This window comes from Streptomyces sp. NPDC005263, from assembly GCF_042872365.1.
Taxonomy (GTDB): domain Bacteria; phylum Actinomycetota; class Actinomycetes; order Streptomycetales; family Streptomycetaceae; genus Streptomyces.
Genome location: NZ_JBIAKJ010000004.1, coordinates 122,114 through 145,776, shown reverse-complemented (window position 1 = coordinate 145,776; position 23,663 = coordinate 122,114). Strand labels below are relative to the sequence as shown.

23 protein-coding genes, 1 pseudogene and 1 riboswitch are annotated in these 23,663 nt (G+C 70.1%); of the genes and pseudogenes, 22 read left to right on the top strand and 2 right to left on the bottom strand.

What is annotated here, in order from left to right; all coding sequences use genetic code 11:
* Positions 1-27 precede the first annotated feature (27 nt).
* The 11 genes from lepB (ACFYRY_RS19200) (at position 28) to ACFYRY_RS19150 (ending at position 9,655) form a co-directional block, all read left to right on the top strand.
* Positions 28-774, top strand: coding sequence for a signal peptidase I (gene lepB / locus ACFYRY_RS19200; protein WP_389146628.1), 747 nt, complete (start codon positions 28-30; stop codon positions 772-774).
* Positions 767-1,864: a signal peptidase I gene (lepB, locus tag ACFYRY_RS19195; RefSeq protein WP_389146625.1), complete on the top strand. Its 1,098-nt coding sequence runs from the start codon at positions 767-769 to the stop codon at positions 1,862-1,864. Before lepB (ACFYRY_RS19200) ends, lepB (ACFYRY_RS19195) begins: the two co-directional genes overlap by 8 nt.
* Positions 1,752-2,732: a signal peptidase I gene (lepB, locus tag ACFYRY_RS19190; protein ID WP_389146623.1), complete on the top strand. Its 981-nt coding sequence runs from the start codon at positions 1,752-1,754 to the stop codon at positions 2,730-2,732. Before lepB (ACFYRY_RS19195) ends, lepB (ACFYRY_RS19190) begins: the two co-directional genes overlap by 113 nt.
* Positions 2,733-2,879: 147 nt before the next feature.
* Positions 2,880-3,656, top strand: a complete 777-nt coding sequence (gene lepB, locus ACFYRY_RS19185; RefSeq protein ID WP_389146620.1) for a signal peptidase I — start codon at positions 2,880-2,882, stop codon at positions 3,654-3,656.
* A complete protein-coding gene (locus ACFYRY_RS19180) occupies positions 3,646-4,200 on the top strand; it encodes an NUDIX hydrolase (protein WP_389146618.1) in 555 nt (184 codons plus the stop codon). The genes lepB (ACFYRY_RS19185) and ACFYRY_RS19180 overlap by 11 nt, the downstream gene beginning before the upstream one ends.
* 56 nt (positions 4,201-4,256) lie before the next feature.
* On the top strand, positions 4,257-4,565 hold the full coding sequence (locus tag ACFYRY_RS19175) for a DUF2469 domain-containing protein (RefSeq protein WP_003965949.1): 309 nt from the start codon (positions 4,257-4,259) through the stop codon (positions 4,563-4,565).
* Positions 4,566-4,642: 77 nt separating this feature from the next.
* On the top strand, positions 4,643-5,107 hold the full coding sequence (locus ACFYRY_RS19170) for a YraN family protein (protein WP_389146615.1): 465 nt from the start codon (positions 4,643-4,645) through the stop codon (positions 5,105-5,107).
* A 1-nt stretch (position 5,108) separates the two neighbouring features.
* Positions 5,109-6,734: a YifB family Mg chelatase-like AAA ATPase gene (locus tag ACFYRY_RS19165; protein WP_389146612.1), complete on the top strand. Its 1,626-nt coding sequence runs from the start codon at positions 5,109-5,111 to the stop codon at positions 6,732-6,734.
* Positions 6,731-7,891 carry a DNA-processing protein DprA gene (dprA, locus tag ACFYRY_RS19160; RefSeq protein ID WP_389146609.1) on the top strand — a complete coding sequence of 387 codons (1,161 nt, stop codon included), beginning with the start codon at positions 6,731-6,733 and terminating at the stop codon, positions 7,889-7,891. Before ACFYRY_RS19165 ends, dprA begins: the two co-directional genes overlap by 4 nt.
* A 270-nt stretch (positions 7,892-8,161) precedes the next feature.
* Entirely contained in the window at positions 8,162-9,004 is an 843-nt protein-coding gene (whiG, locus tag ACFYRY_RS19155; protein ID WP_389146606.1) for an RNA polymerase sigma factor WhiG, read from the top strand.
* A 93-nt stretch (positions 9,005-9,097) separates the two neighbouring features.
* Positions 9,098-9,655: a TetR/AcrR family transcriptional regulator gene (locus ACFYRY_RS19150; RefSeq protein ID WP_389148339.1), complete on the top strand. Its 558-nt coding sequence runs from the start codon at positions 9,098-9,100 to the stop codon at positions 9,653-9,655.
* Positions 9,656-9,746: 91 nt separating this feature from the next.
* Here the strand turns inward: ACFYRY_RS19150 and ACFYRY_RS19145 are convergent, their stop codons facing one another.
* The gene (locus ACFYRY_RS19145) at positions 9,747-10,349 is read right to left on the bottom strand and encodes a murein hydrolase activator EnvC family protein (RefSeq protein WP_389146603.1); all 603 of its coding nucleotides are present in this window, start codon (positions 10,347-10,349) and stop codon (positions 9,747-9,749) included.
* 337 nt (positions 10,350-10,686) lie between these two features.
* On the opposite strand from ACFYRY_RS19145, the gene rpsB reads away from it, so the two are divergent.
* The 7 genes from rpsB to ACFYRY_RS19110 all read left to right on the top strand — a co-directional run bounded on the left by rpsB (position 10,687) and on the right by ACFYRY_RS19110 (position 17,108).
* Positions 10,687-11,619 (top strand): 30S ribosomal protein S2, encoded by a 933-nt coding sequence (rpsB, locus tag ACFYRY_RS19140; RefSeq protein WP_389146600.1) that lies wholly within the window; start codon positions 10,687-10,689, stop codon positions 11,617-11,619.
* A 94-nt stretch (positions 11,620-11,713) separates the two neighbouring features.
* Positions 11,714-12,550, top strand: coding sequence for a translation elongation factor Ts (tsf, locus tag ACFYRY_RS19135; protein WP_389146598.1), 837 nt, complete (start codon positions 11,714-11,716; stop codon positions 12,548-12,550).
* Between the two features lie 191 nt (positions 12,551-12,741).
* The gene (gene pyrH, locus ACFYRY_RS19130) at positions 12,742-13,500 is read left to right on the top strand and encodes a UMP kinase (protein ID WP_356767430.1); all 759 of its coding nucleotides are present in this window, start codon (positions 12,742-12,744) and stop codon (positions 13,498-13,500) included.
* A 169-nt stretch (positions 13,501-13,669) separates the two neighbouring features.
* Entirely contained in the window at positions 13,670-14,227 is a 558-nt protein-coding gene (gene frr, locus ACFYRY_RS19125) for a ribosome recycling factor (RefSeq protein ID WP_031138209.1), read from the top strand.
* Complete coding sequence (locus ACFYRY_RS19120) at positions 14,227-15,351, top strand: phosphatidate cytidylyltransferase (RefSeq protein ID WP_389146595.1); 1,125 nt, start codon at positions 14,227-14,229, stop codon at positions 15,349-15,351. Before frr ends, ACFYRY_RS19120 begins: the two co-directional genes overlap by 1 nt.
* A gap of 211 nt (positions 15,352-15,562) precedes the next feature.
* Positions 15,563-16,180, top strand: a complete 618-nt coding sequence (locus ACFYRY_RS19115) for an RNA polymerase sigma factor (RefSeq protein WP_389146592.1) — start codon at positions 15,563-15,565, stop codon at positions 16,178-16,180.
* Positions 16,173-17,108 carry a CU044_5270 family protein gene (locus ACFYRY_RS19110; RefSeq protein ID WP_389146589.1) on the top strand — a complete coding sequence of 312 codons (936 nt, stop codon included), beginning with the start codon at positions 16,173-16,175 and terminating at the stop codon, positions 17,106-17,108. Before ACFYRY_RS19115 ends, ACFYRY_RS19110 begins: the two co-directional genes overlap by 8 nt.
* Before the next feature lie 104 nt (positions 17,109-17,212).
* Here ACFYRY_RS19110 and ACFYRY_RS19105 read toward each other — a convergent pair.
* A pseudogene (locus ACFYRY_RS19105) lies at positions 17,213-18,332 on the bottom strand (winged helix DNA-binding domain-containing protein).
* Positions 18,333-18,515: 183 nt separating this feature from the next.
* On the opposite strand from ACFYRY_RS19105, the gene rlmN reads away from it, so the two are divergent.
* The 4 genes from rlmN (at position 18,516) to ACFYRY_RS19085 (ending at position 23,619) form a co-directional block, all read left to right on the top strand.
* Positions 18,516-19,622 carry a 23S rRNA (adenine(2503)-C(2))-methyltransferase RlmN gene (gene rlmN / locus ACFYRY_RS19100; RefSeq protein WP_389146586.1) on the top strand — a complete coding sequence of 369 codons (1,107 nt, stop codon included), beginning with the start codon at positions 18,516-18,518 and terminating at the stop codon, positions 19,620-19,622.
* A 24-nt stretch (positions 19,623-19,646) separates the two neighbouring features.
* A riboswitch (TPP riboswitch) is annotated at positions 19,647-19,752 on the top strand.
* 112 nt (positions 19,753-19,864) lie between these two features.
* The gene (locus tag ACFYRY_RS19095; protein ID WP_389148336.1) at positions 19,865-20,953 is read left to right on the top strand and encodes a thiamine ABC transporter substrate binding subunit; all 1,089 of its coding nucleotides are present in this window, start codon (positions 19,865-19,867) and stop codon (positions 20,951-20,953) included.
* Complete coding sequence (locus ACFYRY_RS19090; protein ID WP_389146583.1) at positions 20,929-22,596, top strand: ABC transporter permease; 1,668 nt, start codon at positions 20,929-20,931, stop codon at positions 22,594-22,596. The genes ACFYRY_RS19095 and ACFYRY_RS19090 overlap by 25 nt, the downstream gene beginning before the upstream one ends.
* Positions 22,597-23,619: an ABC transporter ATP-binding protein gene (locus tag ACFYRY_RS19085; RefSeq protein WP_389146580.1), complete on the top strand. Its 1,023-nt coding sequence runs from the start codon at positions 22,597-22,599 to the stop codon at positions 23,617-23,619. It abuts the gene before it with no gap.
* Positions 23,620-23,663: the final 44 nt, after the last annotated feature.

Here is a 23,663-nt window from a genome sequence, read left to right as displayed (position 1 = left end):
AGAGCGGCCGGATAGCATCTGGCCTCGATGGACACCGAAGCACAGCCGACGGAGCGCGACCGCTCCTCCCGCCTTTCCGATGCCGAGGAGATCTCGGACACCGGAGGGCGCGAGGACCGGTCGCGTTTCGCGTTGGTGCCGCGCATCGCCGCATGGCTGCCCGGCGGGCGGATCACCCTGACCCTGCTGCTCTGCCTGCTGTTCCTGCTGCTGCTCAGCAACTTCGTCGTACAGCCCTTCCAGATTCCCAGCGGATCCATGGAAAAGGGATTGAGGATCGGGGACCGCGTCCTCGTAAATAAGTTGGCGTACCGTTTCGGTGCCGAGCCGAGGCGCGGCGATGTCGTGGTGTTCGACGGAACCGGGTACTTCGGGGACGCCGACTACATCAAACGCGTTGTCGGTGTGGGGGGAGACCACGTGGTCTGCTGTGACAAGGAGGGGTGGATCGAGGTGAATGGTCGGTCCGTCGACGAATCGACGTTCCTTTACCCCGGTGACACCCCTTCCTCGGTGCCCTTCGACGTGGTGGTGCCCCCGAGCGCACTCTTCGTCCTGGGCGACCACCGCAGCCGCTCCAGCGACTCCCGCGACCACCTCGGCTCCCCGGGGGGCGGGATGATCCCCGTCGACGACGTCATCGGCCGGGCCGACTGGGTCCTGTGGCCCGCCGGCCACTTCATCCGACTGCACCGGCCCGCCTCCTATGCGCGCGTACCCGCCGCCGCCGAAGGGGCGAGTGAGCCGACCACCGCGGTGGGCGCCCATGGGTAACCGCGGCAAACCACGTGGCGTGCCGACGAGCGCGGTCGACAACCTGCTGCCCACCGGATCCCGGCGGTCGTCCGCCGGTGCCGCGGGCGGACGCAGCCGCGCCGAGCGGCGCAAGCTCCAACGCAAGGTCAAGCGGCGCCGCAGGCGCTCCGCCATCAAGGAGATACCGCTCCTCGTCGGTGTCGCCGTCCTGATAGCCCTCGTCCTGAAGACCTTCCTCGTCCAGGCGTTCGTGATCCCGTCGGGATCGATGGAGCAGACGATCCAGATCGGCGACCGGGTCCTGGTCGACAAGTTCACCCCGTGGTTCGGCTCCAAGCCCGAGCGCGGGGACGTCGTCGTCTTCAAGGATCCCGGCGGCTGGCTGAAGGACGAGCAGCCGACCACAAAGAAGGAAGATCCCATCGTCGTCAAGCAGGTCAAGGAGGGACTCACCTTCATCGGCCTGCTGCCGTCCGACAACGAGAAGGACCTGATCAAGCGGGTCGTCGGCGTGGGCGGCGACCGAGTCAAGTGCTGCGACGCGCAGGGACGGGTCACCGTCAACGGCGTTCCCCTGGCCGAGGACTACCTGTACCCCGGCAACGCCCCCTCCGCGACCCAGTTCGACATCACCGTCCCGCAGGGGCGGCTGTGGGTGATGGGCGACCACCGGGCCAACTCCGCCGACTCCCGCGCCCACCAGGACACCGACTACGGAGGCACGGTCTCCGAGGGCTCCGTGGTGGGGCGGGCCATGGTCATCGCCTGGCCGTTCGGTCACATGACCAAGCTCAAGGAGCCGAAAACCTACGCTTCCGTGTCCGACTCGACAGCGGGGTCGACCGCTGCCGGTCCGCCGTCGCTTAGGGTTGCACCCGACGATCCGAACGGATCGGTCCAACTCCCGAGCCCTGCGGAACTCCCGCTCGTTATGGGAGTGGTGGGCCTGCACCGTGTACGGGGCAGGCGGCGGCGGCACAGAGTAAGGAGTTGGCGTGGGGGATGTGGCGGTTGGCGCACGGTCCGGGCACGACGGCGAGGAGCACCGCGGACGCCCCGCGGAGACAGCCGTCCCGGCCGCGGACAGCGCCGTGACCTCCGGGAATGACTCCGGGGCAGCCGAGGACGGCATGGCCGGCGAACAGCCGGGGACGGACGGACGGGGGCCCGGTGACTCGGCTCCCGCGCCGAAGAAGCCGCGCTCCTTCTGGAAGGAGCTGCCCATCCTGATCGGTATCGCGCTCGTGCTCGCGCTGCTGATCAAGACCTTCCTGGTGCAGGCGTTCTCGATCCCGTCGGACTCGATGCAGAACACCCTCCAGCAGGGTGACCGTGTCCTGGTCGACAAGCTCACCCCGTGGTTCGGCTCCGAGCCCGAGCGCGGTGAGGTCGTGGTGTTCCACGACCCCGACAACTGGCTGGCGGGCGAGCCGACGACCGACCCCAACGCGGTGCAGACGTTCCTCAGCTGGATCGGCCTGATGCCGTCCGCGGAGGAGAAGGACCTGATCAAGCGCGTCATCGGCGTCGGCGGCGACACCGTCTCCTGTAGTGGTTCCGGCCCGCTGACGGTCAACGGCAAGGCCTTGAACGAGGCGTCGTACGTCTACGCCGGCAACACACCGTGCAGCAACGATGACCAGGGCGGCCAGTTCACGGTGAAGGTGCCCAAGGGCTACATCTGGGTGATGGGCGACCACCGGCAGAATTCCCGCGACTCGCGCTACAACCAGAGCGACAGCCACAAGGGCATGGTGCCGGTGGACGACGTCGTCGGGCGGGCCGTCGTGAAGGCCTGGCCGATCAACCGCTGGGGCACCCTGCCGGTGCCGGACACCTTCGACCAGAGCGGCCTGAACGCCCAGTCGGCGGCCTCCACCGCCCTCACGGTCGCCCCGAACGGGATCGCCCTCGTCACCGTGGTACCCGTGGCCCTGTGGCGGCGCAGGAGCATCAAGGCCGCCGAGACCCGCTGAGGGTCGCCGCGGCGGCGGCGGATCCTGGACCGTACGACATGACTTTCCCCTCGTACGGTCAAGGCTCCTCAAACCCTCGGCCGTGATGACCTTGGTCGGGCCGCAAGGGCTGACCACGTCAGGTACCGCCGGGTAGGGTGCGGACCCATGGGTGGCGAGAGCACGACGCGTACGGCCCCGCGCAGCGGCGGCACAGCAACCGGCCCGGTGGGCAGCCGGACCGGACAGCGACTGTCCGGAGTGGCCGTCGCACTGGGCCTGGTGATGTTCCTGGCGGGATTCGGCTGGGGAGTGGTGGTCTACCGGCCGTACACCGTGCCCACCAGCTCGATGACGCCGACGATCAACGCCGGGAACCGGGTCCTGGCCCAGCGGATCGACGGTGGCGAGATACGCCGTGGCGACGTCGTCGTCTTCAAGGACACGTCCTGGGTGAGCAACGCCCTGGTGGTCAAGCGCGTGGTCGCCGTCGGCGGGGACACGGTGTCCTGCTGCACCGAGGGCAAGCTCACCGTCAACGGCAAGCAGATCGATGAACCGTATCTGCCGGCGGGCAGTGTCGCCGAGAGCACGAACTTCCCGGAGGTGACCGTGCCGAAGGGTCGGCTCTTCCTCCTCGGTGACGAGCGCGAGGGCTCCCTGGACTCCACGGCCCACCTCACGGACGCCGCCCGGGGCACGGTGTCGCAGAACGCCGTGACCGCCCGGGTGGACGCCGTCGTGTGGCCCATGGACGGCATGCTGGAGCGGCCCACCGGCTTCGAGACGCTCGGCGCGCTGTCCACGCCGGGGCCGCTTCGGACGATCCTCGTCCTGATCGTCGTCGGCGGGGTGCTCGTCCTCGGCGGTGGCGCGTACGGCCCGATCGCCAAACGGACGGGCGGCCGCTCGCGGACCCGGACGGAGCCGGCCGGTGCCCGCTGAGGCGGCGGGCGACGGTTTCCCCGAGGCGGCGCACGAAGGCTTCCCCGAGGCCGCGGAGGAGGGCGGGCTGCGCAAGGTGGCCCGGGTGGTGCTGCTCGACCCGAGCGACCGCATCCTGCTCCTGCACGGCCACGAGCCGGACGATCCGGCCGACGACTGGTGGTTCACGCCGGGCGGCGGTCTGGAGGGCGACGAGACTCGTGAGGAAGCCGCGCTCAGGGAACTCGTCGAGGAGACCGGCATCACCGAGGTCGAGCTCGGCCCGGTGCTGTGGCGGCGGATGTGCTCCTTCCCGTTCGCGGGCCGCCGCTGGGACCAGGACGAGTGGTACTACCTGGCCCGTACCACCCAGACGGTCACCCGGGCGACCGGCCTGACCGAGCTGGAGCGGCGCAGCGTCGCCGGAGCGCGCTGGTGGACGTGTGGGGAACTGAGCCAGGCACATGAGACGGTGTATCCGACCAGACTCGCCGAGCTGCTCCAGAGGCTGCTCGACGAAGGTCCCCCGGCCGGGCCCGTGACCCTGGACACCGAAATCGCCTAGGGGCTCGCGGGACTGGCGCACAATGGTGGGATCGCACGGCTGAAGGGGAACATGCCATGAGCGCCGAGGACCTCGAGAAGTACGAGACCGAGATGGAGCTCAAGCTCTACCGGGAGTACCGCGATGTCGTCGGTCTGTTCAAATACGTGATCGAGACCGAACGGCGCTTCTACCTCACCAACGACTACGAGATGCAGGTGCACTCGGTGCAGGGCGAGGTGTTCTTCGAGGTGTCCATGGCGGATGCCTGGGTGTGGGACATGTACCGGCCGGCCCGTTTCGTGAAGCAGGTCCGCGTCCTCACGTTCAAGGACGTGAACATCGAGGAGCTGAACAAGAGCGATCTGGAGCTGCCCGGCGGGTGATCGTCCCCCGTGGGGGTGGCGGAGTTTTCCACAACCGGTGAGTAGCCCACCAAGATCAACTCTTCCGGTGTGTGTGCGTGACGGTTGGTGCCGGAGGTGGTGCCGACATGAACACGCATCAGGCACGCGGCAACATGCATCAGGCAGGCGTCAAGACGCGCCAGGCGCGCGGCAGCACGCATCAGGCGCGCAGCGCACTCGGCAGGTACGGCGAGACGCTGGCCGCACGGCGGCTGGTGGAGGCCGGGATGACGGTCCTGCAGCGCAACTGGCGCTGCGGCAGGACCGGCGAGATCGACATCGTGGCCCGGGACGGCGACACCCTGGTCGTCTGTGAGGTCAAGACGCGGCGAGCGGGGCTCTTCGAGCATCCGATGTCCGCGGTGACCCCCGACAAGGCGGAGCGGCTGCGCCATCTCGCGGAGCGCTGGATCCACGCCCACGGCGGAGCGCCACCCGGAGGCGTCCGCATCGACCTGGTGGGCGTCGTCCTGCCCAGCCGTGGCGCACCCGTCGTCGAGCACGTCCGGGGGGTGGCCTGAGATGGGGTTCGCACGGACCTGCGCGGTGGCACTGGTGGGCGTCGAGGGCGTGGTGGTCGAGGTCCAGGCTGATCTCGAACCGGGGGTCGCGGCGTTCACCCTGGTGGGGCTGCCGGACAAGAGCCTGACCGAGAGCCGTGACCGGGTCAGGGCCGCGGTGGTGAATTCCGGCGGCGAATGGCCGCAGAAGAAACTGACGGTGGGGCTCAGTCCCGCATCGGTGCCGAAGGCGGGATCCGGGTTCGATCTCGCCGTGGCCTGCGCCGTTCTCGGCGCCGCCGAGCGGATCGATCCGCGCGTGCTCGCCGACATCGTGATGATCGGGGAGCTGGGCCTGGACGGACGGGTGCGGCCGGTCCGGGGCATCCTCCCGGCGGTGCTGGCCGCGGCCGACGCCGGCTACGAGCAGGTGGTCGTGCCCGAGTGCGCAGCCACCGAGGCGGCCCTGGTGCCGGGGGTGTCGGTGCTCGGGGTGCGCAGTCTGCGGCAGCTGATCGCGGTCCTCGCGGACGAGCCCGTGCCCGAGGAGGAACCGGACGAGACGGGCCGCCCGGACCCGCTGCTCGCCGGACTGCGGATGCCGGGCACCGGCGCGGCCACCGGGATGCACAGCATGGGGGCCGGCCAACTCGACCACGGCCACGACCTCGCCGACGTGGTGGGCCAGATGTCGGCGCGCACGGCGGTGGAGGTCGCCGCCGCGGGCGGACATCACCTCTTCCTGTCCGGCCCGCCCGGGGCCGGCAAGACGATGCTGGCGGAGCGGCTGCCCGCGATCCTGCCCCGGCTCAGCCGGGAGGAGTCCCTGGAGGTCACGGCGGTGCACTCGGTGGCGGGCTTGCTGCCGCCGGGCAAGCCCCTGGTCGATGTCGCCCCCTACTGCGCCCCGCATCACTCGGCCACGATGCAGGCCCTGGTCGGCGGCGGTCAGGGCGTCGCGCGCCCCGGAGCGGTCTCGCTCTCCCACCGCGGTGTCTTATTTCTTGATGAAACGCCCGAATTCAACAGCAGGGCTCTGGATGCCCTGCGGCAGCCCCTGGAGGCGGGGCACGTGGTGATCGCGCGCAGTGCGGGGGTGGTGCGCTTCCCGGCGAAGTTCCTGATGGTGCTCGCCGCCAATCCCTGCCCCTGCGGACGCTTCTCCCAGACGGACGACATGTGCGAGTGCCTGCCCTCGGCGATCCGGCGCTACCAGGCCCGGCTGTCGGGCCCGCTGCTCGACCGGGTCGACCTCCGGGTCGAGGTGGACCGTGTCACCCGCGCCGAGCTGACCGGGCGCGATGCCCGGGGGGAGTCCACGGCGACCGTGGCCGACCGGGTCCGGGGCGCCAGGGCGCGGGCGTTGGCCCGGCTGGCGGACACTCCCTGGCGCACCAACAGCGAGGTGCCCGGGCGGGAGCTGCGCGGCCGCTGGTATGCCAGGGCCGGTGCCATGGACGAGGCGGAGCGGAACCTGGAGCGGGGCGTACTGACCGCGCGCGGGCTCGACCGAGTCCTGCGGGTGGCCTGGACCGTCGCGGACCTGGTGGGACACGACCGACCCGACGCGACGGACGTCGCCCTGGCCCTGCAGCTGCGGACCGGCGTTCCACGCGGCGTGCCCATGGCCCTCGGGGCGCTGACATGAGCGTCGACGACGATCCGGGCGGCGGACGGGTCGACCGGGTGTTCCTCACCCGTGTCATCGAGCCGGGTGACGAGATCGCCGGACGGTGGGTGCGGGAGTTCGGGGCGGACGAGGTGGCGAGAAGGCTCAGGGAGGGCGGGGAGGCGCTGCCCGGGGTGAGCGGCAAGCGGTGGGCCGGGTTGCTGGCCAGGGCCGGGCGGGCCGAACCCCGGCAGGACCTCGCAGCGGCCCGGGAGCGTGGGGTGCGGTTCATCGGCCCGGGTGACGCCGAGTGGCCGGGGCAACTCGACGATCTCGGGGACGCGCGGCCCCTCGGGCTGTGGGTGCGCGGGCTGCCCAACCTCAGGATGTGGGCGCTCAGATCGGTGGCCGTGGTCGGCGCCCGTGCCTGCACCGAGTACGGCGCCCACATGTCGGCCACGCTCGCCGCCGGCCTCGCCGAGCGCGGCTGGGTCGTGGTGTCCGGTGGGGCCTACGGGGTCGACGGCGCCGCCCACCGGGGTGCCCTCGGCGCCGGCGGCGCCACCGTCGCCGTGCTGGCCTGCGGAGTCGACCGGCCCTACCCGCGCGGACACGCCCAGTTGATCACCAGGATCGCGGAACAGGGCCTGGTGGTGGGGGAGTTGCCGCCCGGGGAACATCCGACGCCGAGCAGGTTCGTGCTGCGGAACCGGGTGATCGCCGCGCTCACCCGGGGCACCGTGGTCGTCGAGGCCGCCTATCGGAGCGGTTCCCTGGTCACCGCGCGGGCGGCGCAGCGTCTGGGTCGGCACACCATGGGCGTGCCGGGACCGGTCACCAGCGGTCTGTCCGCAGGTGTGCACGAGCTCCTGCGCCAGGACGCGGTGCTGGTCACCGACGCGGCGGAAGTGGTCGAACTGGTCGGTGACATGGGGGAGCTGGCCCCGGACCGGCGCGGGCCCGTGCTGCCGCGTGATCTCCTCGACGCCGCCGCTCGCAGGGTCCTGGCTGCTCTGCCGGGGCGCGGCGCGGCGACGGCCGACGAGATCGCACGCGGCGCGCAGACCACCTCGGACGACGCGATCGCGAGACTGTACGAACTCCGAGCACTGGGTTACGTCGAACGACATGGCGACGGCTGGAAGTTGACACGCCAGTCGATGATCTCCGTACGCGGTGGTCGACATGGGTGCTGACCGAGTGTGTTCGGCCGCCCGGGGGAACCCTGAACCCCTTGCCGATTCCCGCAGTTGGCCCGCTGCCGCCTTCACGCAGAGCGATGGATACGACGCGGCGGAGTGTTCGCGGAACGTATCTGCGCATGGACCGGGCGATGTCCTTCGCGCACCGCGACACTTCAGTCACGCTACGCTCACCAGGATTCCGACGCAGACCGGCAACTCGGCATCAGACCGACAGCTCACCCAGGCAGCACCACTTCACGGCAGAACGGTACAAGGCGACGAATGCCCCAGCACACCTCCGGGTCCGACCGGGCGGCGATCCCCCCAGCCGCCCGCGAGGGTGGCAGCGTGCGGCCGCCCGCTCCCTCGACGCTCGACGAGCTGTGGCGGTCCTACAAGGCGACGGGCGACGAGCGCTTACGCGAGCAGCTGATCCTGCACTACTCGCCGCTCGTGAAGTACGTGGCGGGGCGGGTGAGCGTAGGCCTGCCGCCCAACGTGGAGCAGGCGGACTTCGTGTCCTCCGGGGTCTTCGGACTGATCGACGCGATCGAGAAGTTCGACATCGACCGGGAGATCAAGTTCGAGACGTACGCGATCACCCGGATCCGGGGCGCGATGATCGACGAGCTGCGGGCACTGGACTGGATCCCGCGGTCGGTGCGGCAGAAGGCGCGGAACGTCGAGCGGGCGTACGCGACGCTGGAGGCGCGGCTCAGACGGACGCCGAGCGAGAGCGAAGTGGCCGCCGAGATGGGGATCGCGGTGGACGATCTCCATGCCGTCTTCAGCCAGTTGTCGCTGGCGAACGTGGTGGCCCTGGAGGAGCTGCTGCATGTCGGCGGCGAGGGCGGCGACCGGCTGAGCCTCATGGACACGCTGGAGGACACGGCCGCCGACAACCCCGTCGAGGTGGCCGAGGACCGGGAGCTGCGGCGTTTCCTGGCGCGGGCGATCAACACCCTGCCCGAGCGGGAGAAGACCGTGGTGACGCTGTACTACTACGAGGGGCTCACGCTCGCGGAGATCGGGAACGTGCTGGGTGTGACCGAGAGCCGGGTCAGTCAGATTCACACCAAGTCGGTGCTTCAGTTGCGGGCGAAACTGGCCGGCTTCGGTCGTTGACGTGGGCGAACGCCGACCGGGCGGGGCGCGCACTCCCGTCGGGGGTGGTCCGTCCGTACAGTGGTTCACGTGCCAAGGATTCGAGCGGCCTCCGTGGCCGAGCACCGGTCGATGCAGCGAGCCGCCCTGCTGGACGCGGCTCGTTCCCTGTTGTCCGAGGGTGGGACGGAGGCGCTGACCTTCCCCGCTCTCGCCGAGAAAACCGGCCTCGCGAGGTCGTCCGTGTACGAGTACTTCCGTTCGCGGGCCGCCGTGGTCGAGGAACTGTGCGCGGTCGACTTTCCCGTCTGGGCGGCGGAGGTGTCGGCGGCGATGTCCGCGGCGGACAGCCCGGAGGCGAAGGTCGAGGCGTATGTGCGCCGGCAACTGGCGCTGGTCGGGGACCGGCGGCACCGCGCCGTGGTGGCGATCTCCGCGAGTGAGCTGGACGCGGGTGCCCGGGAGAAGATCCGGGCCGCTCACGGGGGGCTGGTCGCGCTGATCGTCGAGGCACTGGCGGAGATGGGGCACGCGCAGCCCCGGATGGCGGCGATGATGTTGCAGGGGATCGTGGACGCGGCCGTGCGGCGGATCGAGCTGGGGGTCGCGGAGGAACCCGCGGTGATCACGGAGGCCGCGGTGGACATGGCTCTGCGGGGGGTACAGGGCTGAATTCGGCGGCGAGCGCCCCACTCCCGTACGGCCATCACCCACTACGGCCATCACCCACTACGGCCTGCGGCCGTCGGTACGCCCCCGCCGACTACGACGGCACAGGTACGCCGATCACCGGCAGTAGTCGTGAGGGGCCATGGCTCAGGAGCCATGGTGGGAGCAGTGACAGGGGGTCCAGGTAGGTCTCGGCGCGTCGCAGGCCCCAGTGGACGCACGGGGTCGTGCAGTGGGAGCCCGTAGGCTCCACCGTGCCCAGGATCGCGCCCGCGGTCACCTCCTCACCCTTCTTCACCGACGCCCGGACCGGCTCGTACGTCGTCCGGAGCGGAGGATCGCCGGTCCCGGCCAGTTCCACCGAGACGACCCCCTTGCCCGCGACCCGCCCCGCGAAGGACACCCGGCCCGCGGCCACCGCCCGCACCGGAGCACCGGGCGGAGCGGACAGGTCGACGCCCCGGTGGCCGCGACCGTAGGTCGTCGCCGGGGGCTCCCAGGCACGCAGGACCGCAGGACGGTTGCCCACGGGCCAGACGCGGCCGAGAGACGGTACCGACGTGTCCGTGGCCGCCGGGGCGAGGGTGATCGGACGGTCGCCGGGCCCGGCCGAGGAGACCTGCAAGGTCGCCGTGAGCAGCGCCAGCGATCCCAGCAGTCCCAGAAACCTCAGCCATGTACCGCTCCACGTGTCCATCCACGTATCGGCCCACTTATCTGCCCATGTATCCGTCGATGTGCCCGCATTTCGTTTCGCTCGCATGCCTGAACCGTCTCGTATCCGCCCTGTCGGTGGCCTTGTCCTGTGGACCACTGAGCGGTTGTGGACAGAGGCGTCACCCGGGGGGTCGCGGGTCCCGTACACTTCTTGTGGCGATCCGGGTCACCGGGTCGACTTCGCACGCCCCGACATCAAGCCGGTTTCCGGCCGGTGTCAGCGCTACTCGGTCCTTTGCGGCACGGCGCACGCGGGCGTCAGGCGCGGGAGCTATCCGGCACCCGCGGCACAACCGAGAAACTCAAGGAGAACGGCCATGGCCGTCGTCACGATGCGGGAGCTGCTGGAAAGCGGCGTCCACTTCGGTCACCAGACCCGTCGTTGGAACCCGAAGATGAAGCGCTTCATCTTCACGGAGCGCAACGGCATCTACATCATCGACCTGCTCCAGTCGCTGTCGTACATCGACCGCGCCTACGAGTTCGTCAAGGAGACCGTCGCCCACGGCGGCACGGTCATGTTCGTCGGCACGAAGAAGCAGGCGCAGGAGGCCATCGCCGAGCAGGCGACCCGCGTCGGCATGCCCTTCGTCAACCAGCGCTGGCTGGGCGGCATGCTCACCAACTTCTCGACCGTCTACAAGCGTCTGCAGCGCCTCAAGGAGCTCGAGCAGATCGACTTCGACGACGTCGCCGCGTCGGGTCTCACCAAGAAGGAGCTTCTCGTGCTCTCGCGCGAGAAGGCCAAGCTGGAGAAGACCCTCGGTGGTATCCGCGAGATGCAGAAGGTGCCCAGCGCCGTCTGGATCGTGGACACCAAGAAGGAGCACATCGCGGTCGGCGAGGCCCGGAAGCTCAACATCCCGGTCGTCGCGATCCTCGACACCAACTGCGACCCCGACGAGGTCGACTACAAGATCCCGGGCAACGACGACGCGATCCGCTCCGTCACGCTGCTCACCCGGGTGATCGCGGACGCGGTCGCCGAGGGCCTCATCTCCCGCTCCGGTGTCGCCACCGAGGGCAAGGGCGACAAGGCCGCGGGCGAGCCGCTGGCCGCGTGGGAGCGCGACCTGCTCGAGGGCGAGAAGAAGGCCGACGAGGCTGAGGCTCCGGCCGCCGCCGAGGCCGAGAAGCCCGCCGAGGCCGAGAAGCCGGCCGAGGCTGCTGCTGAGGCTCCCGCTGCCGAGGCTCCGGCCGCCGAGGCCCCCGCCGCTGAGGCTCCCGCCGCGGACGCCGAGCAGGCCTGACCCCTCACCACCTTCGGGTTCTGGACGGCGGGGACCACAACGTCCCCGCCGTCCGGCCCGTAGATCTTCAGACTTCGAGAGAGATTCCAGAATCATGGCGAACTACACCGCCGCCGACGTCAAGAAGCTCCGTGAGCTCACCGGCGCCGGCATGATGGACTGCAAGAAGGCGCTGGACGAGGCCGAGGGCAGCGTCGACAAGGCCGTCGAGGCGCTCCGTATCAAGGGCCAGAAGGGCGTCGCCAAGCGCGAGGGCCGCTCCGCCGAGAACGGCGCCGTGGTCTCGATCATCGCCGACGACAACTCCTCCGGTGTCATCGTCGAGCTGAAGTGCGAGACGGACTTCGTCGCCAAGGGTGAGAAGTTCCAGGCCGTCGCCACCGCGATCGCCGAGCACGTCGCCAAGTCCTCCCCGGCCGACCTGGAGGCGCTGCTCGCCTCCGAGATCGAGGCCGGCAAGACCGTCCAGGCGTTCGTGGACGAGGCCAACGCCAACCTGGGCGAGAAGATCGTCCTGGACCGCTTCGCGCAGTTCGCTGACGGCTACGTGACGGCGTACATGCACCGCACGATGCCCGACCTGCCCCCGCAGATCGGTGTCCTGGTCGAGCTCGACAAGCCCAACGCCGAGATCGCCAAGGGTGTCGCCCAGCACATCGCCGCCTTCGCGCCGAAGTACCTCTCCAAGGAGGACGTGCCGGCCGAGGTCGTCGAGTCGGAGCGTCGTGTCGCCGAGGAGACCACCCGCGCCGAGGGCAAGCCCGAGGCCGCGCTGCCGAAGATCGTCGAGGGTCGCGTCAACGGCTTCTTCAAGGACGCCACGCTGCTCGGTCAGCCGTACGCGCTCGACAACAAGAAGTCCGTCCAGAAGGTCCTGGACGAGGCCGGTGTCACCCTGAAGCGCTTCACGCGCATCAAGGTCGGCATCTGAGTCCGTACCGCGATCGACGCGCGACCCCGATAAGGTCGTAGCAAGTCGTCCGCGTACGCTCCCACGCACGCGTGCGTGGGGGACGACAGCAGATCTGACGAGGAGGCCATTGCCGCGCATGGGATGCGAACGACACCCCACCGGCAATGGCCTTCTTCGCATGTGCACCACGTGAAAGAGGCGGGATCTCCATGACCACCAAGGCCCAGAAGAGCGACGACGGCAAAGTGAGCGGCCGGTTTCTGCTGAAGCTGTCCGGAGAGGCCTTCGCCGGCGGCGGCGGCCTGGGGGTCGACCCCGACGTGGTGCACAAGATCGCCCGAGAGATCGCGGCGGTGGTGCGGGACGGCGCCGAGATCGCGGTCGTGATCGGCGGCGGCAACTTCTTCCGCGGTGCCGAGCTCCAGCAGCGCGGCATGGACCGGGCCCGCTCCGACTACATGGGCATGCTCGGCACCGTCATGAACTGCCTCGCTCTCCAGGACTTCCTGGAGAAGGAGGGCATCCAGTCACGGGTACAGACCGCCATCACCATGGGGCAGGTCGCCGAGCCGTACATCCCGCTGCGTGCCGTGCGCCATCTGGAGAAGGGCCGCGTGGTCATCTTCGGCGCCGGCATGGGCATGCCGTACTTCTCCACCGACACCACCGCCGCCCAGCGCGCCCTGGAGATCGACGCCGAGGCGCTGCTGATGGGCAAGAACGGCGTGGACGGGGTCTACGACTCCGACCCGAAGACCAACCCCGACGCGGTCAAGTTCGACGCCCTCGGCTACGGCGAGGTCATCACCCGCGACCTCAAGGTCGCCGACGCCACCGCCGTCACACTGTGCCGCGACAACAAGCTCCCGATCCTGGTCTTCGAGCTTCTGGCGGAGGGCAATATCGCCCGCGCCGTCAAGGGTGAGAAGATCGGCACGCTTGTGGGTGACCAGGGCAGCCGGGACTGACGACCCGTTGACCCACCCCGTCCGGGGGACGGACGGGACGGACCCCAGCCGGGGGATGGACAATGTCCTGCCGGTCGGGAACCGTGCAGGAAGAAGACGCGACGCAGCCGGCCGCCGCCCTCACCAAGGAACCGCAGCCGGGCCTACTCAAGACACGCAGGAGCAAGTGGTGATCGAAGAGACCCTCCTCGAGGCCGAGGAGAAGATGGAGAAGGCCGTCGTGGTCGCCAAGGAGGACTTCGCCGCGATCCGCACCGGCCGTGCGCACCCGGCGATGTTCAACAAGATCGTGGCCGACTACTACGGCGCGCCGACGCCGATCAACCAGCTGGCTTCGTTCTCCGTGCCGGAGCCGCGCATGGCGGTCGTGACCCCGTTCGACAAGACCGCGCTGCGCAACATCGAGCAGGCGATCCGCGACTCCGACCTGGGCGTCAACCCGAGCAACGACGGCAACATCATCCGTGTGGTGTTCCCCGAGCTCACCGAGGAACGCCGCCGCGAGTACATCAAGGTCGCCAAGAGCAAGGGCGAGGACGCCAAGGTGTCCATCCGCTCCGTCCGCCGCAAGGCCAAGGACGCCATCGACAAGCTGATCAAGGACGGCGAGGTCGGCGAGGACGAGGGCCGTCGTGCGGAGAAGGAGCTCGACGACACCACCGCGAAGTACGTCGCCCAGGTGGACGAGCTCCTCAAGCACAAGGAAGCGGAGCTGCTCGAGGTCTGATGAACGACTCTTCCTGGGGAGCGCCGCCACACACCGGGTACTGGGGGCCCTCCGACCAGGGGCCTGCCCAGAGGGCTGCCCCGGCGGGTCCCACGTACGATGCGCATGACGCGCAGCACACTCGCCCCATGCCCATCGTGCCCGACCCACCGGCGTATGGCGGTGACCAGGACGACGACCGGGGGGCCGTTCGGTCGGGCGGCCCCCCGTTCCGCGACGACATGCCGCAGACGTCGCCCTACGGGGCGGCGCCGCAGAATCCGGAGCCCATGCCCGACGCCTCGCAGCCGGCGTCCGCGCCGCAGAAGAAGAGCGCGGGCCGTGACCTGGGTGCGGCCATAGGGGTCGGCGTCGGACTCGGTGTGGTGATCGTCGCCTCGCTTTTCGTCGTCAAGGCCGTGTTCGTCGGCGTGATAGCGGTCGCCGTCGTGGTGGGCCTGTGGGAGCTGACCAGTCGGCTGGAGGAACGCAAGGACATCAGGGCGCCCCTCGTGCCGCTGGCGGTCGGCGGCGCGGCCATGGTCGTCTCCGGTTACGTCCGCGGTGCCGAGGGCGCCTGGGTCGCCATGGCGCTCACCGCACTGGCCGTCCTGGTCTGGCGGATGACGGAACCGCCGGAGAACTACCTCAGGGACGTCACCGCGGGCGTCTTCGCGGCCTTCTACGTCCCGTTCCTGGCCACCTTCGTCGCCATGATGCTCACCGCCGACGACGGTCCGCTTCGTGTCCTGACGTTCCTGCTCCTGACCGTCGTCAGCGACACCGGCGCGTACGCCATCGGCTGGCGCTTCGGCAAGCACAAGCTCGCCCCGCGCATCAGCCCCGGCAAGACCCGCGAGGGCCTGCTGGGCGCGGTGTCGTTCGCGATGGTGGCAGGCGCGCTGTGCATGCAGTTCCTGATCGACGACGGCATCTGGTGGCAGGGGCTGCTGCTCGGCCTGTCTGTCGCGGCCAGCGCCACGCTCGGCGACCTCGGCGAGTCGATGATCAAGCGGGACCTGGGCATCAAGGACATGGGCACGCTGCTGCCGGGTCACGGCGGCATCATGGACCGGCTGGACTCACTGCTGCCGACGGCTCCGGTGGTGTGGCTGCTGCTGGTGATCTTCGTCGGGTCGGGCTGATGGCCGTAGGCGGTCGGCGTACGGCGGCGTAGTACGTCGTAGTACCTCGTAGTACCTGTTCGCCGCTGTACCTGTTCGTCGTACGGCGTTCTCGTGGGCCCCCGCTTCGGCGGGGGCCCTGCGCGTTGGGGGGAACCGGATTCGCGCGAGCGGCGAAGTACGGGTGAAAGCCCAAGTCTTCGCAGCGTGTGAATCGACGAAAGGAGCCCCGATGACCGTCGAACCAGGCGTCAGAGTGGGGCAAGACAGTGACGCCTCGGTGGTCGAACGGTCGTGGGACGAGCCCGAGGCATTCGCCGTGCTCTTCGACCGCCATGCCGACTCGGTACACCGATACGCGGTGCGCCGACTCGGTGCGGAGGCGGCCGAGGACGTGATGGCGGAGACGTTCACCACCGCGTTCCAGCAGCGCTTCCGGTACAACACGGAGCTGGCCGACGCCCGCCCGTGGCTGTTCGGAATCGCGACCAACCTCATAAGCCGCCACCGGCGCGCCGAGGCCCGGCGTCTGAAGGCGCTCGGACGCCTGCCCTCGGGAGCCCCCGGTGACCAGGCGGAGGAGACGGTCGCGGACCGGGTGGCGGCGCGGGTCAGCGCGCAGGCGGTACGCCGCGAACTCGCGGGCGCGCTGGCCCGGTTACCCGCCCGCCACCGGGACGTGCTGCTGCTGGTCGCCTGGGCCGACCTCGGCTACGAGGAGGTCGCACGCGCCCTCGGGGTGCCGGTGGGGACGGTCCGGTCACGGCTGCACAGGGCTCGCAGGAAGGTTCGTGAGGCATTGGGCGGATCCGACCCGACAGCTTTCCGAGAGGAATCCGACGATGAATGAACTCCAGCTCCTGAGGGAGTGGGACGAGGACGCGCCGCCTCTGGCGGACACCGCCCGCGCCCGCGCCCGCTTCCGCCTGTACCAGGCGATGCAGGCTCCCGCCGCCTCCCCGACCGTTCCCCGCCGTCCGCTGCTGCGGATCGCGGTGGCCGCCGTCGCCGCGGCGGCGGTGACCACGACCGTGGTGGTCGCCCAGCACACGGGGACCTCGCCTCGCAGCGAGACGGTGAGCGCGACCACCGTGCTGCGGGGGGCGGCGGCCGAGGAACGCCGGCTCGAAAAGCCGCTCGCACCGCGCGACGACCAGTTCGTCTACACCAAGGAGATCGTCAAGGAGACCCCGGTCGGAGGCGGCCGGAGCAGGACGTACGTCGATGAGAGCTGGAGCTCGGTCGACGGCTCCAAGCGGTCCTACGTCAGCGAACTCGAACACACCCAGTGGGTCCCGCCGTACCAGCCGGGTCAGGGCGACTGGCCGCCGCGCCGCTGGTCCCAGCTGAAGAAGCTGCCCACCGATCCGGCCAAGCTTCCGATCGCGCTGCGTGACGGGGGCGGGCGGGCGAACTACGACCGGCCGATGAGGGCAAACGAGTGGCCGCAGGTCCAGTTCCTCCTCTCAGGCCTGCTCCGCAACCCCGTCCTGCCCAAGGGGCTGCGCCCCGCGACGTTCGAGGCTCTCGCCACCGTCCCCGGGGTCAAGGTGCTGCCGGGCCACACGGACGCGGGCGGCCGCCCGGGCATCGGCATCCAGTACGTGGGCCCCGCCGGCACTCCGTGGGCGGACGGTGGACGGGTGCTGGTCTTCGACGCGAAGACGTACCAGTACCTGGGCGCGCGTGACCAGCGCAAAGCAGGGGCGGTGACCTACGAGCAGTGGTCCTACGTGGCCGCCCACGGCGTGGTGGACCGTGTGATGCAACGCCCCTGAACGGCCGTTCCCTCGGAAACCCGCCAGACGGCTCGGCGCCCCGGCAACCTCACCGGGGCGCCGAGCGGTCGCAACAACCCCGCAGCGACCAGGCACGACCCAGGTCAGCCCTTGACGATCGTCCGCTCGACGTCGGGAAATCCCTTGTCCCACCAGTGCCCGTAGCGCCGGTAGACGGCTGGATCGCGGTCGGCGAGCAGCACTGACAGCTTTTCCGCCTCCTCGGTCAGACCGCGCCACGCAGCCTTGCCGAGCTTGTGGAAGGCGGTCAGTTCCAATCCGTCGTCGGCTGCGCGCCACACTCCGACGACCTGTCCGTCGACGAGCAGGCAGGGAAGCACATCTCCGTTACGCCGTACGACCAGGGGACGGTACTCCGGGGGCATGAGCCGCCCGGGGACGGCGTGAGCCAGCAGCGTGCTGTCCCACATCGGCAGCAACCTCGGCGGGCACGGCAGCGTCTGCCAGGTCGAACAGAGCGGAGCGGCCCGGGCCTGGAACCCGGACCACCTGGTCGCCGAGTCCATGCAGGGCTTCGGTTATCGCGGTGCGTGTCAACAGGGTGAACCGGGCGAAGTCCTGGGCTGACGCGGGCCCGAACGCGTGCAGGTATCCGAGCAGCAGGTGCTGGACCCCGGCTGCGGCTTCCCGCGGCGCGGCCGAAGGGGCCGCTGGGGAGGCGTGGTAGGTGTTCGGTTGTGTGAACGACCACGGGCCGCCGCTCGGGGAATGATGCACGGGCGCGAACGTGCGCAGCGCCCACCACAAGCGGTGTGCGTGCTCGCCGTGCCTCCCCGTGACCTCGTCCTCCACCTGGGCGCCGGTGCGGGGCCGCTCCAGGAACCCGGCGAGCTCCGGGAGCAGCGCGTCGGCGTCGTCGGGGGTCAGCCCTGTCGCGGTGAAACGGCGGTCGTACAACCGCGACGCCCGCAGAGTGCTCAGCATGGCAGCGCGGTACGGCTCGTAGTCCTCGGCATGGACGACGTGCAGTGTGATCCGCATGAGGGTTGCCTTGACGATCCGGCCGTCTGTGAACGCCGCGTCGAGATCCTCGGGAGCGAAGTCCTGCACCCGGTTCCATAGCGCGAGGTACGGCGACGCTGGTGCCTGCGCCTGCAGAGCACAGACCCGGCGAATCGCCTCCGCCACATCGAGGCGTTGGCGTTCGAGCAGGAGCTGACGGTCCAGGGTGGCCAAGGTGAGCTGTCGCGCAGTGAGGCTCATCGCAGGATGATGCCACTTTCGGCTTCCGCACAAGGGCATCCGGGCCATGATCACTCGCCAAAGCAGCTCCAGCCCAAAGCCGCTCCGCCGACCTTCAGGTGAGCGAAAGCCCCCCACGGGGTGACCACCCCCACCCCTCTCCGGCCTGGGCTGCCCGAGATGATCTGCGACACTGGGAGGGTTATGCCTGCACCCGGAGAACTCACTTTCGTCGCCCCCCGCGGAGCCAAGAAGCCGCCGCGGCATCTCGCTGACCTCACGCCCGCCGAGCGTAAAGACGTGGTGGTCGCTGTGGGGGAGAAGCCGTTTCGTGCCAAGCAGCTGTCGCAGCACTACTTCGCGCGGTACGCGCACGACCCGCAGGAGTGGACGGACATCCCGGCCGGGTCCCGCGGGCGGCTGCAGGAGGCGCTGCTTCCGGAGTTGATGTCGGTCGTGCGGCATCTGTCGACCGACCAGGACACCACCCGCAAGACGCTGTGGCGGCTGTTCGACGGGACGCTCGTCGAGTCGGTGCTGATGCGCTACCCGGACCGGGTGACCATGTGCATCAGCTCGCAGGCGGGGTGCGGGATGAACTGCCCGTTCTGCGCGACCGGGCAGGCGGGGCTGGACCGGAACCTGTCCACCGCCGAGATCGTGCACCAGATCGTGGACGGCATGCGGGCGCTCAGGGACGGCGAGATCCCCGGGGGCCCGGCCCGGCTGAGCAACATCGTGTTCATGGGCATGGGTGAGCCGCTCGCCAACTACAACCGGGTCGTCGGTGCCATCCGGCGGCTCACCGACCCCGAGCCGGACGGGCTCGGGCTGTCGCAGCGGGGGATCACCGTCTCGACGGTCGGACTGGTGCCGGCGATCAACCGTTTCACCGACGAGGGCTTCAAGTGCCGTCTCGCCATCTCGCTGCACGCCCCCGACGACGAACTGCGCGACACCCTCGTCCCCGTGAACACACGGTGGAAGGTGCGTGAGGTGCTGGACGCCGGCTTCGCGTACACGGAGCGGTCCGGGCGCCGGTTGTCCATCGAGTACGCGCTGATCCGGGACATCAACGACCAGGCGTGGCGGGGCGACCGGCTCGGGCGGCTGCTCAGGGGCAAGCCCGTGCACGTCAACCTCATTCCGCTGAACCCGACGCCCGGGTCGAAGTGGACCGCCTCCCGCCCCGAGGACGAGAAGGCGTTCGTCGAGGCCATCGCCGCCCATGGTGTGCCGGTCACCGTGCGGGACACCCGTGGGCAGGAGATCGACGGGGCGTGTGGTCAGCTCGCCGCGACCGAGCGGTAGTGTGGCGATCGTAGGTACATCTTCATATTCCGACAGGGGAGCGCCACAGCGCTGAGAGTGCGGCACCGGCCGCAGACCCTCTGAACCTCGCCCAGGTCATTCTGGGTAGGAAGTTCGGTCACTACTCGAGCTGTTGCGCCCTGCCCGGGAATCCTCGGTCCGACCGAGGTCCCGGGCAGGGCCGCGTCTCTTCCTGGTAACCCAGGAGGAATCCAGTGAGCATCACCCAGAAGGCCACCGTCATGGTCGTCGGACTCGGTCTCGTCACGCTGTCCGCGTGCGGGTCGGGGTCGTCCGACGGCGGGGGCGGCGGCGACTCCAAGACCGTGACCCTCGTCAGCCACGATTCATGGGCCGTGTCGAAGAACGTCCTCGCGGACTTCGAGAAGCGCTCCGGCTACAAGGTCAGGGTCCTCAAGGACGGCGACGCCGGCCAGGCCGTCAACAAGGCGATCCTGACCAAGGACAACCCGCAGGGCGACGTCTTCTTCGGCGTCGACAACACCCTGTTGTCCCGGGCGCTCGACAACGGCCTCTTCCAGTCGTACGAGGCGAAGGGTTCCGACCTGATCCAGCCCCAGTACCGGGCCGACCAGGACAAGCACCGGGTCACCCCCATCGACACCGGCGACATCTGCGTCAACTACGACAAGGCGTACTTCAGCAAGCACAAGCTGGCCCCGCCGACCTCGTTCGACGACCTGACCAAGCCGGCGTACAAGAACCTCCTCGTCACCGAGAACGCCTCCACCTCCTCCCCGGGGCTGGCCTTCCTCCTCGGGTCCGCGGCGAAGTACGGCGATGGGGGCACCTCCCGCTCGAGCGAAGCCGAGAGTGGGGGATGGCCGGGCTACTGGAAGAAGCTCAAGGCCAACGGCGTGAAGGTGGTCGACGGCTGGGAGCAGGCCTACAACGAGGAGTTCTCCGGTTCCGCCGGCGGCAAGAAGGCCAAGGCCGACCGGCCCCTGGTCGTCTCCTACGCGTCCTCGCCGCCCGCCGAGGTGATCTACGCCGACCCGAAGCCGAAGACCGCGCCCACGGGCGTCGCCTCCGGCACCTGCTTCCGCCAGGTCGAGTACGCGGGCCTGCTGAGCAACGCGTCGAACACCAAGGGCGGCAAGGCGTTCCTCGACTTCCTGCTCACCAAGGAGTTCCAGGACGACATGCCGCTGAACATGTTCGTCTACCCGGTGCGCGAGGGCGCCCAGGTGCCGCCCGAGTTCACCGAGTACGGGCCGCAGGCCAAGGATCCCGAGACCATGGACCCGGCCCGGATCGCCGACAACCGTGACCAGTGGGTCAAGTCGTGGACCTCGCTCGTACTGAAGTGACCCGGCGTTCCAAGGGGAACGCGGCGCGGCTCGGGCCCATCGCCGTGCCCGTCGCGTTCTTCGCGGTGTTCTTCGCGTATCCGGTGGCCGCGATCGTCGCGCGGGGTCTGAAGGTCGACGGGGTGTGGCGGCTGGGGCGGATCGCCGACGTGCTCGGGCAGTCCGACATCCGGCACGTGCTGTGGTTCACCACCTGGCAGGCGCTCGCCTCCACCGCGCTCACCCTGCTGGTGGCGCTGCCCGGCGCGTATGTCTTCGCCCGCTTCGACTTCCCCGGCAAGCAGGTCCTGCGGGCGGTCGTGACGGTCCCCTTCGTGCTGCCGACGGTCGTGGTCGGTACGGCGTTCCTGGCGCTGGTGGGGCGCGGCGGGCTGCTGGACGAGCTGTGGGGCGTACGGCTGGACACCACCGTGTGGGCGATCCTGCTCGCGCATGTCTTCTTCAACTACGCGGTCGTCGTGCGGACCGTCGGCGGGCTCTGGGCGCAACTCGACCCGCGCCAGGAGGAGGCCGCGCGGATGCTCGGCGCGTCCCCGCTCGCGGCGTGGCGGCGGATCACCCTGCCCGCGCTCGCGCCCGCCGTGGCGGCGGCCGCGCTGATGGTCTTCCTGTTCACCTTCACCTCCTTCGGCGTGGTCCAGATCCTGGGCGGGCCGACCTTCTCGACCCTCGAAGTGGAGATCTACCGGCAGACCTCCGAGATCTTCGACCTGTCCACGGCCGCCGTGCTGACGATCATCCAGTTCGCCGCGGTGGGCGCGGTCCTCGCGCTGCACGCGTGGACCGTACGGCGGCGGGAGGCGACCCTGCGGCTGGTGGACGCGTCCGTCACCGCGCGCCGGCCGCGCGGGGCGGGGCAGTGGGCGCTGCTGGCCGGTGTCCTCGGTTCGATCGTCGTGCTGCTCCTGCTGCCGCTCGCGGTGCTGGTGCAGCGGTCCCTGGACGCGCCGGACTTCGGCTTCTACCGGGCGCTGACCCGTGACGACGGCGGGCTCTTCCTGGTCCCGCCGATCGAGGCGATCGGCAACTCGCTGCGGTACGCCGTCGCCGCGACCGTCATCGCGGTGCTGATCGGCGGGCTGGCCGCGGTCGCGCTGACCCGACGGGACACGGGTCGTTTCGTGCGGGGGTTCGACGCGCTGCTGATGCTGCCGCTCGGGGTGTCCGCGGTGACCGTCGGGTTCGGGTTCCTGATCGCGCTGGACGAGCCGCCGCTGGACCTGCGGTCCTCGTGGATCCTGGTGCCGCTCGCGCAGGCGCTGGTCGGGGTCCCGTTCGTGGTGCGGACCATGCTGCCCGTGCTGCGGGCGACGGACGCACGGCTGCGGGAGGCGGCTTCCGTGCTCGGGGCCTCACCGTGGCGGGTGTGGCGCGAGGTGGATCTGCCGATGGTGCGGCGGGCGTTGCTGATCGCCGCGGGGTTCGCCTTCGCGGTGTCGCTGGGGGAGTTCGGGGCGACGGTGTTCATCGCGCGGCCCGACAACCCGACGCTGCCGGTCGCCGTGGCCCGGCTGCTGGGCCGGGCCGGTGAGGTCAACTACGGGCAGGCGATGGCCCTTTCGACGATTCTGATGATCGTGTGCGCGGTGGCTCTGCTGGTCCTGGAACGGCTGCGCACCGACGACCGGACCGGGGAGTTCTAGATGCTGTTGAGCCTTGAGGACGCGACCGTGCGGTTCGGTGGGCGGGCCGTGCTGGACGGGGTCGGTCTTGGTGTCGCCGAGCACGAGATCGTGTGTGTGCTCGGGCCCAGTGGCAGCGGCAAGTCGACGCTGCTGCGGGCGGTGGCGGGGCTGCAACTCCTGGACGGTGGGCGGGTGTCGCTCGACGGCCGCGACCAGGCGGGGGTGCCCGCGCACAAGCGGGGCCTCGGGCTGATGTTCCAGGACCACCAGCTGTTCCCGCAGCGGGACGTGGGCCAGAACGTGGCGTTCGGACTGCGGATGCATGGCGTGGCGAAGGGTCAACAGGACGAGCGTGTACGGGAGTTGCTGGAGCTGGTCGGGCTGCCGGGGGCCGGGCGGCGGGCCGTCGCCTCGCTCTCCGGGGGCGAGCAGCAGCGGGTGGCGCTGGCCCGGGCGCTCGCCCCGCGTCCCCGGCTGCTGATGCTGGACGAGCCGCTCGGTCAGCTGGACCGGTCGCTGCGGGAGCGGCTGGTCGTCGAACTGCGGGAGCTGTTCGGGCGGTTGGGGACGACCGTGCTGGCGGTGACGCACGACCAGGGTGAGGCCTTCGCGCTCGCCGACCGGGTGGTGGTGATGCGGGACGGGCGGATCGCGCAGTCCGGTACGCCGCTGGAGGTGTGGGAGCGACCGGCCGACGAGTTCGTGGCGCGGTTCCTGGGCTTCGAGAACGTGGTCGAGGCCGTGGTGGGTGGTGAGGCCGCGGACACCCCGTGGGGGAAGGTGCCGGTGCCCGCGGGGGCCTCGCAGGGGGAGCGGCGGGTGCTGGTGCGGCCGGCCGGGGTGCGGCTCGTGGCCGCGGACACGGGGCTGCGGTGTGCGGTGGCCGCGCGCACCTTCAAGGGCACGCATGTCGCCGTTCGGTTGCGGCCTCAGGACGGCGGGCCCGATCTGGAGGCGGCGTGCGGGCTGCGGGGCGCGCCGGGCGTGGGGGACGTGGTGGGAGTGGAGTTCGACGTGGCCGAGGTCGTCGTGCTGGGTTGACCCTGCCCCGCGGTACGGCGTTGAGGGGGGCACAGGGCTGTGGC